Annotated in this window: 14 protein-coding genes; 6 read left to right on the forward strand and 8 right to left on the reverse strand. The window is 65.5% G+C overall.

Annotation, left to right across the window (positions count from 1 at the left end; translation table 11 throughout):
* Nucleotides 1–7: 7 nt before the first annotated feature.
* Together secDF and yajC are read right to left on the reverse strand one after the other, a co-directional pair.
* A complete protein-coding gene (secDF, locus tag BSQ44_RS14350; protein ID WP_072605330.1) occupies nucleotides 8–2,569 on the reverse strand; it encodes a protein translocase subunit SecDF in 2,562 nt (853 codons plus the stop codon).
* Between the two features lie 47 nt (nucleotides 2,570–2,616).
* Nucleotides 2,617–2,955, reverse strand: coding sequence for a preprotein translocase subunit YajC (yajC, locus tag BSQ44_RS14355; protein WP_072605332.1), 339 nt, complete (start codon nucleotides 2,953–2,955; stop codon nucleotides 2,617–2,619).
* A gap of 164 nt (nucleotides 2,956–3,119) precedes the next feature.
* On the opposite strand from yajC, the gene BSQ44_RS14360 reads away from it, so the two are divergent.
* Entirely contained in the window at nucleotides 3,120–3,989 is an 870-nt protein-coding gene (locus BSQ44_RS14360; protein WP_072605334.1) for an ATP-binding protein, read from the forward strand.
* 21 nt (nucleotides 3,990–4,010) lie between these two features.
* Here BSQ44_RS14360 and BSQ44_RS14365 read toward each other — a convergent pair whose 3' ends face one another.
* The 6 genes from BSQ44_RS14365 to BSQ44_RS14390 form a co-directional block, all read right to left on the reverse strand.
* Complete coding sequence (locus BSQ44_RS14365; protein WP_072605336.1) at nucleotides 4,011–5,531, reverse strand: peptidoglycan DD-metalloendopeptidase family protein; 1,521 nt, start codon at nucleotides 5,529–5,531, stop codon at nucleotides 4,011–4,013.
* A gap of 106 nt (nucleotides 5,532–5,637) precedes the next feature.
* Nucleotides 5,638–6,291: a protein-L-isoaspartate(D-aspartate) O-methyltransferase gene (locus tag BSQ44_RS14370; protein WP_072605338.1), complete on the reverse strand. Its 654-nt coding sequence runs from the start codon at nucleotides 6,289–6,291 to the stop codon at nucleotides 5,638–5,640.
* Complete coding sequence (surE, locus tag BSQ44_RS14375; RefSeq protein WP_072605340.1) at nucleotides 6,288–7,046, reverse strand: 5'/3'-nucleotidase SurE; 759 nt, start codon at nucleotides 7,044–7,046, stop codon at nucleotides 6,288–6,290. Before surE ends, BSQ44_RS14370 begins: the two co-directional genes overlap by 4 nt.
* Nucleotides 7,046–8,362: a serine--tRNA ligase gene (serS, locus tag BSQ44_RS14380; RefSeq protein WP_072605342.1), complete on the reverse strand. Its 1,317-nt coding sequence runs from the start codon at nucleotides 8,360–8,362 to the stop codon at nucleotides 7,046–7,048. Before serS ends, surE begins: the two co-directional genes overlap by 1 nt.
* Nucleotides 8,363–8,585: 223 nt before the next feature.
* A complete protein-coding gene (locus tag BSQ44_RS14385) occupies nucleotides 8,586–9,197 on the reverse strand; it encodes a pyridoxamine 5'-phosphate oxidase family protein (RefSeq protein ID WP_072605345.1) in 612 nt (203 codons plus the stop codon).
* A 57-nt stretch (nucleotides 9,198–9,254) separates the two neighbouring features.
* Entirely contained in the window at nucleotides 9,255–9,950 is a 696-nt protein-coding gene (locus BSQ44_RS14390; protein ID WP_072605347.1) for a TrmH family RNA methyltransferase, read from the reverse strand.
* Nucleotides 9,951–10,091: 141 nt separating this feature from the next.
* Between BSQ44_RS14390 and BSQ44_RS14395 the strand changes: the two genes are divergently transcribed.
* The 5 genes from BSQ44_RS14395 (at nucleotide 10,092) to BSQ44_RS14415 (ending at nucleotide 14,914) form a co-directional block, all read left to right on the forward strand.
* Entirely contained in the window at nucleotides 10,092–10,967 is an 876-nt protein-coding gene (locus tag BSQ44_RS14395) for a DMT family transporter (protein WP_072605349.1), read from the forward strand.
* A 162-nt stretch (nucleotides 10,968–11,129) separates the two neighbouring features.
* Entirely contained in the window at nucleotides 11,130–11,903 is a 774-nt protein-coding gene (locus tag BSQ44_RS14400) for an ABC transporter ATP-binding protein (RefSeq protein WP_378215354.1), read from the forward strand.
* Nucleotides 11,903–12,625, forward strand: a complete 723-nt coding sequence (locus BSQ44_RS14405; RefSeq protein WP_072605353.1) for an ABC transporter ATP-binding protein — start codon at nucleotides 11,903–11,905, stop codon at nucleotides 12,623–12,625. The genes BSQ44_RS14400 and BSQ44_RS14405 overlap by 1 nt, the downstream gene beginning before the upstream one ends.
* The gene (locus tag BSQ44_RS14410) at nucleotides 12,618–13,649 is read left to right on the forward strand and encodes a branched-chain amino acid ABC transporter permease (RefSeq protein ID WP_210187878.1); all 1,032 of its coding nucleotides are present in this window, start codon (nucleotides 12,618–12,620) and stop codon (nucleotides 13,647–13,649) included. The genes BSQ44_RS14405 and BSQ44_RS14410 overlap by 8 nt, the downstream gene beginning before the upstream one ends.
* Complete coding sequence (locus BSQ44_RS14415; protein ID WP_072605355.1) at nucleotides 13,646–14,914, forward strand: branched-chain amino acid ABC transporter permease; 1,269 nt, start codon at nucleotides 13,646–13,648, stop codon at nucleotides 14,912–14,914. The genes BSQ44_RS14410 and BSQ44_RS14415 overlap by 4 nt, the downstream gene beginning before the upstream one ends.
* Nucleotides 14,915–14,966 lie beyond the last annotated feature (52 nt).

Genomic DNA, 14,966 nt, shown 5'->3' on the forward strand with positions numbered 1-14,966 from the left:
GCCTTGCTCAGGCCTTCGAGGCCTGCGTCGGCATCGTACCTGTCGCGTTGTCGTCCGTTTCCTGCGAGAGCGCGCCGGGGCGCAGCTTGAACAGGATGAGGAGCGGCGCGGCGATGAAGATCGACGAATAGGTACCGAAGATCACGCCGAACAGCATCGCCGCAGTGAACGAACGGATGACCTCTCCGCCGAACAGGAACAGCGCAAGCAGGGCGAGGATCGTCGTGAGCGCAGTGAGCGTCGTTCGCGACAGGGTCTCGTTGATGGCGATATTGAGCAATTGCGGCAACGGCATCCTCTTGTATCGCCGCAACTCCTCGCGCACGCGGTCGTAGACCACGACAGTGTCGTTCAGCGAGTAACCGACGATCGTCAGGATGGCAGCGATCGAGGATTGATTGAACTCGATGCCGCTGATGACGAAGAAGCCGATGGTGATGACGATGTCGTGCACCGTCGCGATGATGGCACCGATCGCGAACTGCCACTCGAAGCGGAACCAGACATAGACGAGGATGAGCATCAAGGCGACCAGCACGCCGATCGTTCCTTGCGTCGCCAGCTCGCTCGACACCGTCGGACCCACGGTTTCGACGCGGCGTATGTCGAAATCATCTCCCAGTTCCGTCTGAACCTTCGTGACGGCGCTCTGCTGGGCGTTCTCGCCGCCATCCTGCGCCTGAACGCGGATCAGCACGTCCGTCTCGGGTCCGAACTGCTGGACCTGCACCTCGCCCAGATTCAGTCCGGAAAGGCGTCCGCGAATCTCGCCGACGTCTGCCGCTCCCTGGCGCGATTGCACCTCGATCAGCGAACCGCCCTTGAAATCGATGCCGTAGTTCATGCCGACCGTCATGAACAGCACGACGGCGCCTATCGACAGCGCCGAGGACAGGCCGAACGTCCAACGGCGCATGCCCATGAACGGGATGCGCGTTCCAGACTTGATCAGCGATATGTAGGAGCGTGGCAGTTCCTTCGGCTTTGCCCGGCGGACCCAGGTGGCGATCATCCAGCGGGTGACGGTGAAGGCGGTGAAGACCGTCGTCACGATGCCGATGGCGAGCGTCACGGCGAAACCCTTCACGGGACCGCTGCCGAGATAGAACAGCACGACGGCCGCGATCAGCGTCGTCAGATTGGCGTCGACGATGGTCGCCATGGCGCGGGAGAAGCCGGCGTCGATCGCCTGGATGAGCGATCGCCCGTTTCGCCGCTCCTCGCGGATGCGCTCGTAGATCAGGACGTTCGAATCGACCGCCATGCCCATGGTGAGCACGATGCCGGCGATGCCGGGCAGCGTCAGGGTTGCCCCAAGGACGGACAGGATCGCCACGATCATGGCCACGTTGGCGAGGAGCGCGAGATTGGCGATGAGGCCGAGGAAGCCGTAGGCAGCGAACATGAAGATGACGACGAGAACCGCGCCGATGACGCCGGCCAGCTTGCCGGCGTCGATGGAATCCTGGCCGAGGCCGGGGCCGACCGTGCGTTCCTCGATGATGGTCAGGTTCGCCGGCAGCGCGCCCGCCCGCAGCAGCACGGCGAGATCGTTTGCGCTCTGGACGTCGAAATTGCCCGAAATCTGTCCGGTGCCGCCCAGGATGGGTTCGCGGATCTGCGGCGCCGAGATCACCTGGTTGTCGAGGATGATCGCGAACAGGCGTCCCACGTTCTGCTGCGTCGCCTGGCCGAAGCGCGAGGCGCCCTTGGTGTCGAAGCGGAAGGAGACCACCGGCTCGTTGGTGCGCTGGTCGAAGGAGGCCTGCGCGTCTACGAGGTTCTCGCCCGAGACGATGACGCGGTTCTCGATGAGGTAGGGTACCGGCGGATCGTCGGTCGAATACATTACGGTCGAGCCCGCGGGCGGGCGACCCTCGATCGCTTCCTGGACGGGCACGCTGCTGTCGACCATCTGGAAGGTCAGCTTCGCCGTCTGCCCCAGAATGTCCTTCAGGCGCTGCGGGTCCTGTAGCCCCGGCACCTGCACGAGGATGCGGTCGTCGCCCTGACGCTGGATCACCGGCTCGGTGGTGCCGAGTTCGTTGACACGCCGGCCGACCACCTCGATGGACTGCGACAGCGCCGAATTCAGCCGGTAGGTGATACCCTCTTCGGTGAGCGTGTAGCGCAGCAGGCCGGGTTCCGGCTCCGCCAGTTCCAGTTCCGACACGGTGCCGCCGGCGAAGAGGCCCGCGGATATCGGCTCCGTCAGTGACGCGAGCGCTTCCTTGGCCTTTTCGATGTCGGCCTGGTCGCGGATACGCACCTGCACCGTCCGGCCGGTGCCCGACAGTCCCGTATAGCCGATGCGCTCGTCTCGCAGCAGGCGGCGGATATCGTCGCGGGTGGTCTCCAGTCGCTCGTCGATGAGATCCTGGCGCTCGATCTGCAAGAGGATGTGCGATCCGCCCTGGAGGTCGAGGCCCAGCGTCATCTGGCGCTTGGGAAGCCAGTCCGGCAAGTTGGCGAGCGTGGATTGGGAGACCAGGTTGGGCGCCGAGAAGACGACGCCTAACAGCACCGCCAGCCAAATGAGGATGGTCTTCCAGCGCGAGAAATAGAGCATGTGCTGTCCTGTCAGGCGAAAGCGCTAGGCGTCCGCCCGCATCTTGTTTATTTCTGGGCGTTCTGGTTGGCGACCGGCTCGCCCTTGACCCGGACGTCGGCGATGGTCGAGCGCAGGGCCGTCACCTTCATACCGCCGCCGAGATCGATCTCGAGCTCGTTGTCGTTGATCACCTTGGTGACCTTGCCGACCAGACCGCCGCCGGTGACCACGGAATCGCCGCGGCGGACGGCCGCCAGCATCTCCTGGCGCCGCTTCATCTGCTGGCGCTGAGGACGGATGATCAGGAAATACATGATGACGAATATGAGCACGAACGGCAAAATGCTGATCAGCATGTCAGGCGCCCCCGCTGCCGTTTGCGCATAAGCCGGTGTCACGAACATCAGTATCTCCTGCGGAACGAGCCGGGGCGCAACGCACCCCGGCCAAAGGTGCGCGGAATATAGTCGCTCGGACCGCCAATGCAACCGACATGCTGGCGCTTTTGCGGCTGACCTCTCCGTGCTAGAGGCGCCCTTCCCCGGAGGCTTGGAAACCTGACAGCACCATGGCGAACGACACCTTGGAAAACCTCGGCGCAAAACTCGATCGCCTTATCCTGGCCGTCGAAAGGCTCGCTCCGCCCCCTCCCCGGCCGGCGGACTTCGCCGCGGCGGACTGTTTCGTGTGGCATGCAGAGACCGCCACGCTGGAGCCAATCGCCCGGGTCAACCGCGTCGACATCGCCCTGATCAAGGGCGTCGACCGCGTCCGGGACATCCTCGTCGACAACACGCAGCGCTTCGCGGCCGGCCTGCCGGCCAACAACGTGCTTCTGTGGGGCGCGCGAGGCATGGGCAAATCGTCGCTGGTCAAGGCCGCGCACGCGGCCGTCAATGCAACTGGCGGGACCGCACTCAAGCTGGTCGAGATCCATCGCGAGGACATCGACACGCTGCCGACGTTGCTCGGAATGCTCAAGGCGGCACCGCACGCCTTCATCCTGTTCTGCGACGACCTCTCCTTCGACCACGACGACACCTCGTACAAATCGCTGAAGGCGGCGCTCGAAGGCGGCGTAGAAGGGCGGCCGGGCAACGTGATCTTCTACGCCACGTCCAATCGCAGGCACCTTTTGCCGCGCGACATGATCGACAACGAGCGATCGACGGCGATCAACCCCGGCGAAGCGGTCGAGGAAAAGGTATCGCTGTCGGACCGCTTCGGGCTGTGGCTGGGCTTCCACAAGTGCTCGCAGGACGACTACCTGGAGATGGTGGAGGGATACGTACGCCATTTCGGTCTGAAGACCGACCCGGAGACCATGCGCGCCGAGGCGCTCGAATGGGCGACCACGCGCGGCGCCCGCTCGGGGCGTGTCGCGTGGCAGTTCGTCCAGGATCTCGCCGGGCGCCTGGGACAGCGACTGGACGCGTAGACCGGCCTAGAGGTCGATCCGCTACTCGAGGAATTCGGTCGGGTCTACCGGCGAGGAGTCCTTGCGGACCTCGAAGTGGAGTTTTGGACGATCGGCGGAGCCGCTCATGCCAGAGACCGCGATCTCCTGTCCCCTGCGGACCGTATCGCCGCGCGAGACCTTGAGCTTGCTGGTATGGCCGTAGACGGTGACGAGGCCGTCCTCGTGGCGCACGAGCACGGTGTTGCCGAATTCCTTCAGCCCGTCGCCGGCATAGATCACCACGCCGTTCTCGGCCGCTTTCACCGGGGTTCCTTCGGGCACCGCGATGTCGATGCCGTCATTGACCTTGCCGCCGGCCGCGCGGCCGTAGCCCTCGATGATGCGGCCGCGCGCGGGCCAGCGCATGCGGCCGATACCCGTGGCGTCGGGAGCGATGGCGGCGGTATCGGTCGTGACCTCCCTGATCGCCTTTTCGGACGGCTTGGGCGGCGTATAGGCAGTGACGGGGCTTGCGGTCGCTTCCTTGGCGGCATTCTTGGTCGCGCCGGTCTGGATCGGGTCTACCTTGGCGGGCGCGGCTTTAGCGACGCGCGTGCTTCCTCCGACCGGGATGGTCAGCTTCTGGCCGATCTGGAGGTGGCCGTCGGACAGGCCGTTCGCCGCCTTCAGGTCCGTCGCGCTCACGCCGGTCTTCTTGGCGATGGCATAGAGGGAATCGCCGGCGACGACGGTGTAGACGTTTCCGGAACTCGAGGTGGAACCCGTGGTTGACGCCGTCTGGCGCGCGCTCGAGTCACGCTCCTTCGGCGCCTGCGGAAGGACCGCGGCCTGCTGCACCGGGGCGGGCTTGGGCAAAGGTGCCTTTTCGGCGGGAACGTCGAAACGCGTGCCGCTCGAAGACTTGGCCTCGGCCACCTTCGGGTTGGCATCCGGCGCCGAAACGCCGGCCTTGCGCGAATAGGCATAGGTCGGGATCACGACCTTCTGGCCGGCGGCCAGTTGGTCGGCCGACGCCATGCCGTTCGCTTTCAGTATCTCTGAGCTCGGTACGCCGAAGCGCTTGGAGAGATTGTGGACGGTCTCGCCCGGACGCACGGTGACCTCCGTACCGCCGGCGCTCGACCAGCCCTTTTGGCCGCCGGCGGGCGCGGCCTGCGGAGCAGGCGCGGCGGCAACGGGCTGCGGCGCGGCAGTGTAGGTGACGGTGCGGTCGACCGGATTGGGTTCGGCGCTGGCGGTGCGCACCGGGACGGACGCGGCCGGCGGAAGGGAACCCCGCTGAACGCTGCCGGTGGTGACAGGCTCGACCGCGCTGCGCGACATCGCGACCGGAGCGGTCGTGGCGACTGGCTGCGCGTCGCCCGGATAGGGCTGGTCCACCTGATTGCGGATGATCGCCCGCTGGTTGGACGTCGAGCCGGTGAAAATGTCGTCGGTGAAGATGCCTTCGCTGAAGCGCGTGGCGCCCGAACTGCACCCCGCCAGGAAGGTGGTGGCAGCCAGAATTGCCGCAAACCGGGAATATTGGCGCCCGCTCGTCCCCAAAGCCCTTAGCCGCATCGCTTTACTCGCGTAACCCGTTACAGAATCTATCAGGATTAAAGCGCGTTAATGTTACTGGCTGGTTAAGGCTGAACAAAAGAACAGTATTGCCCGACCGTCGCGGTCAGATTTTCGATGCGATTCCAGGCAGGACGGGTTGCAGGCGCACCTTGCCGATGTCCTCGCGGTCGAAGCGGCTCCCGACCTTCGACAGCCGGGCCAGCGCCTGCACGTCGTCGCCGGGCCCGATCGGCGCGATCATCACGCCGCCCGAGGTCAACTGGTCGACGAAGGTGCGGGGCAGGTTGTCGAACGCGGTCCAGGCGATGATGCGGTCGAACGGACCTTCGCCGGGCAGGCCCTTCATCGCGTCGGCCTGGCGGACGGTGACGTTGCCGATGGCCAGCGCGTCGAGGCGCTGCCGTGCCTGGTCGACCAGGGTCTTGTAGCGGTCGACGCTGACGATGCGCGAGGCGAGCCGTGACATCAGCGCGGCGGTAAAGCCGGAACCCGTGCCGATCTCAAGAACCTTGTGGTGCGGCTCCAGCGCCAAAGCGTGGATGATCTGCGCCTGGAGATCGAGCCCCTCCAGCGCCTCACCGCAGGCGATCGGGATCATCCGGTCCGACCACGCGGCCCCGTGCCATTGTCCGGAGACGAAGTTGCGCCGCGGCACGGCCTCGACCGCCGAGACGAACTCCTTGCGCGTGATCCCCTTGCCGCGCATGCGAAGCAGGAAGGCCGCGAAGCCTTCCCGATCCTCCACCGCGACTGTCATGCGATCGCCTTCTCCATCGGCGCGATCAGGTCCTGCGCCGTGAGGTCGAGTTGCATGGGCGTCACCGAGACGTATTTGTCGCGCAGAGCCGCGAGGTCGGTCCCCTCGCGCACTTCCACCGGTTCGCGGCCGAAGCGCAGCCAGTAGTAGGGGAAGTTGCGGCCGTCCTTGCGCTCGTCGATCCACAACCCGTGCACCCGCTTGCCCTGGGTGGTGATGCGGTTGCCCACGACCTCCTCCGGCTCGCAGTTCGGGAAGTTGATGTTGACGAAACTGCCCGGCGGCATGTCGGTCTCGATGAGCTTCTTCAGAAGCGGCGGCGCCAGGGTTTCGACAACGTGCCATGGCACGATGCGGCCGTCGTCGCTGACGTTGTAAGCCTGGCTGAGCGCGAGCGAGCGGATGCCGAGCAGCGCTCCTTCCATCGCGCCCGCGACGGTGCCCGAATAGGTCACGTCATCGGCGACGTTCGCTCCGGAGTTCACGCCAGAAAGCACGAGATCAGGCAGTTCGCCGATGATCTTGCGCACGCCCATGATGACGCAGTCGGTTGGCGTGCCGCGCAATGCATAGCGGCGGTCGTCCATCTTGCGGATCCGCAGCGGCTCCGACAACGATAGGGAGTGCGCGAAGCCGGACTGGTCCGTTTCCGGCGCTACGACCCACACGTCGTCCGACAGCGTGCGGGCGATGCGTTCGAGCACCGCGAGTCCCTCGGCGTGGATGCCGTCGTCATTGGTCAGCAGTATGCGCATCAATTGGCTCCGATCCGGTCGAGCCCGCCCATATAGGGGCGCAAAACTTCAGGAATAGTGACCGAGCCGTCGTCGTTCTGGTAGTTCTCCATGACCGCGATGAGAGCGCGGCCGACGGCGACGCCCGAGCCGTTGAGCGTGTGGACGAAGCGCGGCAGCACCCTGCCCTGGCCGTCCTCCGGGATCGGCCGGTAGCGCGCGTCCATGCGCCGCGCCTGGAAATCGCCGCACACCGAGCAGGACGAGATCTCGCGATAGGCGTTCTGCCCCGGCAGCCACACCTCGATATCGTAGGTCTTGCGAGCGCCGAACCCCATGTCGCCGGTGCACAGCACCACTGTCCGGTAAGGCAGGCCGAGCCGCTTCAGCACCTCCTCTGCACAGGCCGTCATGCGCTCGTGTTCGTCGATCGAGGAGTTCTCGTCGGTGATCGAGACCAGCTCGACCTTGTAGAATTGGTGCTGGCGCAGCATGCCGCGCGTGTCCTTGCCCGCCGACCCGGCCTCGGAGCGGAAGCAGGGCGTGAGCGCGGTGTAGCGCAGGGGCAGGTTCTTGGCGTCGAGGATTTCCTTGGCGACGAGGTTTGTAAGGGGGACTTCGGCGGTGGGGATGAGGCCCAGTCGACCGTCTCCGTGCGGTACGAAGAAAAGGTCTTCCTCGAACTTTGGAAGCTGGTTGGTGCCGAACAAAACGTCGTCGCGAACCATCAACGGCGGCTGCACCTCGGTATAGCCGTGCTCCGTCGTGTGCAGGTCGAGCATGAACTGCCCCAGCGCACGCTCCAGCCGCGCAAGCTGCCCCTTCAGCACGGTGAAGCGCGATCCCGATAACTTTGCCGCGCGCTCGAAGTCCATGAGGCCCATGGCTTCGCCGATCTCCCAGTGCTCCTTCGCCGAATTGCTGCGGCTGGGCTCGCCAACCCGGCGCACCTCGACATTGTCGTGCTCGTTCTTTCCTTCGGGAACGCCGTCCAGCGGAACGTTGGGAATGACGGCGAGTGCCGCTTCCAGCACCTGGTCCAACTCGCGCTCGCGCGCCTCGCCATTCTGGACGAAGGTCTTGATCTCGCCGACCTCGCCCTTCAGCCGCTCGGCCAGCGCCATGTCGCCGGAGCGCATGGCGTTGCCGATCTCCTTGGACGCCTGGTTGCGGCGCTCCTGCTTCTGCTGGAGCTCGGTGACGTGGTCGCGCCGCGCCTCGTCCTTCGAGATCAGGTCTTCGACCGTGGACAGCGAATCCTCCGCGGACCAGCCGCGCTTTTCGAGCGCTGCAGCGAGGGCCTGCGGGTTTTCGCGTATCCATCTGATGTCGAGCATGGCGTGAGACTTTTCCCTTGCTTGGAGCGGCCAGCCGCCCCTTCCACCCCCCTCGCCCGGCAGCGCGACATGCCGCGATGCCCGAGCGAAACGAGGCGGTGAGGGCGTAAACCGCAAACCGGGAGTTCGCAAGGGCGAACCACGAGTGCGCGTGGCGGCCCGACCGCCCGATCAGCGTGCGATCAGCCGATCCGCGTGTTGCAATGGCGTCGTCGCGCGTGGCTCACCACATCGTCGCCTTCGCCCGCTCCGGCCATTCCGCGTCATAGGCCTCGCCGTCGATCTTCTCGCGGCTGGTGATGGCGAGGATATGCCCAGGCGTCGGCAGGCTCTTCGGGTCGACGTGCTTCTCGGCGTTCCACAGGTCGGAGCGCACGATCGCGCGGGCGCACTGGAAGTAGACCGCATCGACCGAAACCACCATGACCGAGCGCGCCGGCTTGCCGTCGACCGCGAAGGAGGCACAGAGCTCGGGATCGACCGACAGCGTCGCGCGGCCGTTGACCCGGAGCGTCGTGCCTGACCCGGGAATGAGAAAGAGCAGGCCCACGCGCCCGTCGCGCACCACGTTCTTCAGCGAATCGGCCCGGTTGTTGCCGCGCCGGTCCGGCAGCATCAGCGTGCGCTCGTCATGGATGCGCACGAATCCCGGCAGGTCCCCGCGCGGCGAGCAATCGAGCCCCTCCGGCCCCGCGGTCGCCAGCGCCACGAACGGCGAGGCCTCGATCAGCGCGGCGTACTCCGGGATGATCCGGTCGAGTTCCTTGACCAGCGACGTCTCGCCGGGCTGTCCGTAGAGGGCTTCGAGCTGGGCGATGGTGGTGATGGTGGTCATCGGGATCCCGTAAAAGTCAGGTTGTATTCGGCGCGAGCAATCCCGCTTCGTCAGCCTCTACAACTCGACGGCCCGAAATTCGCTGCCCATTGCGCCGGCATCTCCTTGCAGAGGCATCACCGTCGGAAGCGGTTCGGCACGCTTCCCTTTCTGCTTCCTCCGGCGATACACGCTCTGGTACGCACGCCGTTGTTTTGTGACTTCGTAGAGCACGATGCCCGAACTCGTCCCCATATTGAGGCTCTCGATCATTCCGAACATGGGGATCGCCACGCACATGGCGCTACGTTCGACCGCGAGTTCGCTGATGCCTCGCGCCTCGTTGCCGAACCAGACGGCCGGTTTCGTGTGCCGCGTGTAGTCGCCCTCGTGCAGATAGACGTTCGTTTTGCTTTTCACATGCGGCGAGGTGACAATCGAAACGACCCCTTGCTTCTCGAGATGATGAAGGCAGGCTTCCGTACTATCGAAGCGCTTGGCGAACGTCCATTTGACGGCCGAAACCGAAGTCTTCGAAAGCGACGACCGCTCGCGCATGTCCTGCCAATCGTCGGGCAGCGTCCTGCGCGGATCGACGATGTAGACCTTGTCCACGCCGAGAGCGTTCACGTTTTGGATCGCCGTGCCGATGTTCTTGAAGTCGGCGGGGTCTTCGAGGACGGCGATCAGGTTCTTGCAGCGAAACGACTTGATCGCTTCCGCGCGCTTGCGGACCGAGGGCTTGGATTTCTTGGGCTCGAGAGTTTCCATCATGGTGTCTTAGCACGTCGAAAAATAGCTTCAAGCAGCATGCCCGAGCTGTACTGTCCGAGACTGACCAGATAGCCCCTGGCCCAACGATCACGCACATGCACGGACTTGCAGCAGAAGTCCCGCTTTGCCACACACGCCCGCATGAAAAACGAACAGTCGATCGCCAAGGCCGCCTTGTGGATGGGCGGCTGGCTCGCCCTGATGCTCACCATGCCCGTGGCCGGTCGCGAGGCCGCGCGTCACATTGACGTCTTCCAGCTCATGGTGCTGCGCTCGGCCATCGGGCTCGTCATGCTGTCGCCGCTGGTGATGTTGGCCGGCGGATGGCGGTCTGTGCGCACGCCCGTGCTCGGCCAGCACATCGGTCGCAACGTGGTGCACTATGGCGGCCAGTACCTGTGGCTCTACGCGCTGACCCTCATACCGATCGCGCAGCTGATCTCGATCGAGTTCACCATGCCGATCTGGACGGCGCTCTTTGCCGTGATTTTCCTCGGCGAGCGGGTCGGGTGGCGCAAGGCGTTATCGATCGCGCTGGGGCTCGCCGGCGTAGCGGTCATCGTGCGACCCGGCGGCGACAATCTGAACGTCGGCCAGCTCTATGCGCTCGCCGCCGCCTTCGGCTTCGCCATCTCGGTCATCATGATCAAGACGCTGGTGAAACGCGACAGCGTCACCACGATCATCTTCTGGATGCTGGTCATCCAGACCATCCTCGGCATCGTGCCGGCGGCTCTCGTCTGGCAGGTGCCGCCGGCCTCGGCCTGGCCGTGGATCGCGGTCGTGGCCTTCTGCGGCACCTTCTCGCACTACTGCATGGCCCGGGCCATGGTGCACGCCGAAGCGACCGTGGTGGTGCCGATGGATTTTCTGCGCGTACCGCTGGCCGCGGTGGTCGGCTACCTCGTCTATGCCGAGGCGATCGATATCTACACCGCGCTCGGCGCCGGCATGATCCTGTTCGGCAACCTGGTCAATCTGCGCAGGGCCGGCACGGCGCGCATCCCAGCCGGCTGACACTGCGGAGCGTGGGGAAAACCCGCCGAAGCTAGCCCTGCCGCCCGCTTCTCCTTGTCAAGCGGTCGATCGCCCGTATATCACCGCGCGAGGCAGGGGAAGGAAGAAGCGGCACGAGCCGCCCGCCCGGCATGACGGGAGTACGGGCAGCGGATGCCGAAGATCATCGACGTCCAGAACGTGACGAAGCGGTTCGGCAACGTGCTGGCCGTCGACGACTGCTCGCTCAGCGTCGAGGAAGGCACGATCACGGGACTGATCGGCCCGAACGGCGCGGGCAAGACGACGCTCTTCAACATGGTCGCCGGGGCCTTCCCTCCCACTTCCGGGCGCATCCTTCTCGGCGGAGAGGACGTGACGGGACTGAAGGCGCACGCGCTTTTCGCGCGCGGCCTCTTACGCACCTTCCAGATCGCGCAGGACTTTTCCAACATGACGGCGCTGGAAAACCTGATGTTGGTTCCGGCCGGCCAGTCGGGCGAGTCGCTGTTTTCGGCCTGCTTCCGGCGCGGCAAGGTGACAGCCGAGGAAGACGAGACCCGCCGCCGTGCCGACGAGGTCATGCAGGTCATCCGCCTCTCCCACGTGAAGAACGAGCGCGCCGGCAATCTGTCCGGCGGCCAGAAGAAGCTGCTCGAACTCGGCCGCGTGATGATGGCGAAACCGCGCGTCGTGCTGCTCGACGAGATCGCGGCCGGCGTCAACCGCACGCTGCTCAACGATCTCGCCGCCGTCGTGCAGTCCCTCAATCGCGAGGACGGGCTCACCTTCTTCGTCATCGAGCACGACATGGACCTGATCGCCCGTCTTTGCGATCCCGTCATCGTCATGGCGGCGGGCAGCGTCATGATGCAGGGGCCGATGTCGGAGATCCGCAACGACCCCGAGGTCATCGAGGCTTATTTCGGCGGCGCGCCAGCGGCAGGGGCGCACTGATGGCCCTCCTGGAGATGACCGGCATCCACGCCGGCTACGGCGGCGCCAACATTCTCAACGGCGTGTCGATCGCGATCGACGCCGACCAGATCGGCGTCATCGTCGGCCCCAACGGCGCGGGCAAGTCGACGACGCTGAAGGCGCTCTTCGGGCTGCTGACCGTCAGCGAGGGCTCGACCGTCTTCGACGGCAGGGACATCACCAACACGGCGCCGGAACGGCTCGTCGAACAGGGCCTGTCCTTCGTGCCGCAGGAATTCAACGTCTTCCCCACAATGTCGGTGGAGGAGAACCTGGAGATGGGCGCCTATGTGCGCCGCGATTCCTACCGGCACATGATCGATCAGGTCTACGGGTTCTTCCCGCCACTCAAGGAAAAGCGCCGCCAGCCGGCGGGCGAACTTTCCGGCGGGCAGCGCCAGATGGTGGCGATCGGCCGCGCGCTGATGACGGAACCGCGCCTGCTGCTTCTCGACGAGCCGACCGCGGGCCTGTCGCCACGCTACATGGGCGAGATCTTCGACCGGATCGTCGCCATCAATGCCGCGGGTGTGGGCATCCTGATGGTCGAGCAGAACGCGCGCCAGGCGCTGGGGCTCGCGCATCGCGGCTTCGTGCTCGCCGGCGGCCATAACCGCTTCACCGGGACCGGCGCGGAACTGCTCGCCGATCCCGAGGTCGCCAGGAGCTTTCTCGGCGGAGGAGCCGACGCCCATGACTGACGCCGGTCTCCTCTCGATCCTGCCGATCAGCGAATTCGTCTTCTTCCTCAACAAGGTCGTGATCGCCGGCCTGATCATCGGTTCGATCTATGCGCTGGGCGCCGTCGGCGTGACCCTGATCTTCGGCATCCTGCGCTTTGCCCATTTTCCGCATGGCGACATGATGACGGCCGGCGCCTTCTTCGCGCTGATCCTCCTGTGGGCCTTTCCCGGCGCGGGCGCGCTGGTCGGGCTGCCGACCGCCTTCGTACTGATGCCGATCGCGATGGCCGCCACCGCAGCGATGGCGATCGGTCTCGACCGTGTGTTCTACAGGCCGATGCGGATGGCCGGGGTAAAGCCGGTGGTCATGGTCATGACCTCCATCGGCGTCATGCTGATGATGCAGGGGCTGATCCGCCTCTTCGCCGGCACGGGCACGCGCCAACTCTACGTCGATACCGATTCCAAGGACATCTACCGCATCCCGCTCGGCGGCCGCGACCTCGTGATCACAGAGCCGCAGCTTCTCCTCTTCGTTACTACGATCGTGGCGGTGGTGGCGCTTCACCTTTTCCTGACGCGCTCGCGCATGGGCAAGGCGATGCGCGCCGTTTCCGACAATCCAGACCTCGCCCGCGTCTCCGGCATCTCGATCGACCACGTGGTCCGCACGACCTGGCTGATCGCAGGCGCGCTCGCCGCGGCCGGCGGTACGCTGCTGGCGCTCGACGTGACGCTGAAGCCCGATCTCTCCTTCAACATCATCCTGCCGATATTCGCCGCCGCGATCGTTGGCGGCGTCGGCCAGCCTTACGGCGCCATCGCGGGCGGGCTCCTGGTCGGCTTCACCGAGACACTCGCGGTGTTCAACTGGACCGTGCTGCTGCGCCCGCTGAAGCCGCTCCTGCCGGACTTCATCGAGATCCCCGCGAAACTCGCCTTCGTGCCGACCGAGTACAAGATCGTGGTTCCGTTCTTCATCCTTGTCGCGGTGCTCATCTGGCGGCCGACCGGCATCTTCAAGGGGAGGCTGAACACATGAGGACGCCGCCGCTGCGGGAGACCGTGCTCTTCGCCGGCCTCGCCGTCGTCATCGCCGCCGTCTTCGCATGGCTCGGCGCGGCATACTCGGTGCGCATGCTTACCGAAGCTGCCTGCTACGCCATCATCGCGCTCGGCCTCACGATCCAGTGGGGTTATGCGGGCCTGTTCAACGTCGGCCTGATGGGATTCGTGGCTCTCGCCGCCTTCATGACGGTCCTGGTCTCCTATCCTGTCAACTGGACCTTCTGGGAGGGCGAAGGACCCATGCTCCTCGGCCAGGCGCTGCTGACGCTCGTCATCGGCGTCGCCATCACATGGGGCGTGTCGCGCTCGCACCGGCATGGCGTGCCGAAGTGGCTGCGCACGCTGCTGACGCTAGTCGCTGCCGCGATCACCTATCTCGCCGTCCAGGGGCAGCTCGATCCGGCGGCAACGCTGATCGAACGCGAGGCCGGCTTCGTCGGCGGCTTTGGCCTGCCGGTCTGGGCCGGCTGGGTCGCAGGCGGGCTCGTCGCCGGGCTGCTCGGCTGGGCGATGGGCCGCATCACGCTTGGCCTGCGCGCCGACTACATGGCGATCGCCACGCTGGGCATCGCCGAGATCGTCAAGGCCTTCCTGAAGAACGCCGACTGGCTGACGCGCGGCACGCTGACCGTGTCTCCCCTGCCCTGGCCCGTGCCGACGCCGCAGGAACTCGGCTTCGTCGCCTCGCGCGCGGCTTATCTCAGCGTCACTGCCGTCATCATCGTCGTGCTCTACGTGCTTCTGGAACGCGCCTGGCATTCGCCCTGGGGCCGCATGATGCGCGCGATCCGCGACAACGAAGTCTCGGCCGCCGCAATGGGAAAGGACATCAACCGGCGACGGCTGGAGATGTTCGTGCTCGGCAACTTCATCATCGGCATCGGCGGCGCGGCCTTGATCACCTTCACGACCATCTTCGACCCCGCCGCCTTCGCGCCGCTCAACCACACCTTCCTGGTCTGGGTGATGGTCATCCTTGGCGGAGCCGGCAACAATCTGGGCACCATCTTCGGCGCTCTCCTGGTCTACGTCATCTGGACCATGTCGGAACCGATCGCACTCGCCGCCTTCATGCTGGCCGAGCACTGGGGCGATAGCTTCTTCGGCTGGGACGCGCCCGCCGACCTGCATACCCGCGCCCTCCAAATGCGCGTCTTCGTCATCGGCCTGACGATCACCCTGGTGCTGAGATTCGCGCCGAAGGGGCTGCTGCCGGAGAAGGTGGTGCGGCACGAGTAGCGCCTACGGTCCGCCCAAGATTGCAGCCACCGCGAGACCATCCAGATCGAGG

The sequence above is a fragment of the Aquibium oceanicum genome (assembly GCF_001889605.1).
In the GTDB taxonomy this organism is placed as follows: domain Bacteria; phylum Pseudomonadota; class Alphaproteobacteria; order Rhizobiales; family Rhizobiaceae; genus Aquibium; species Aquibium oceanicum.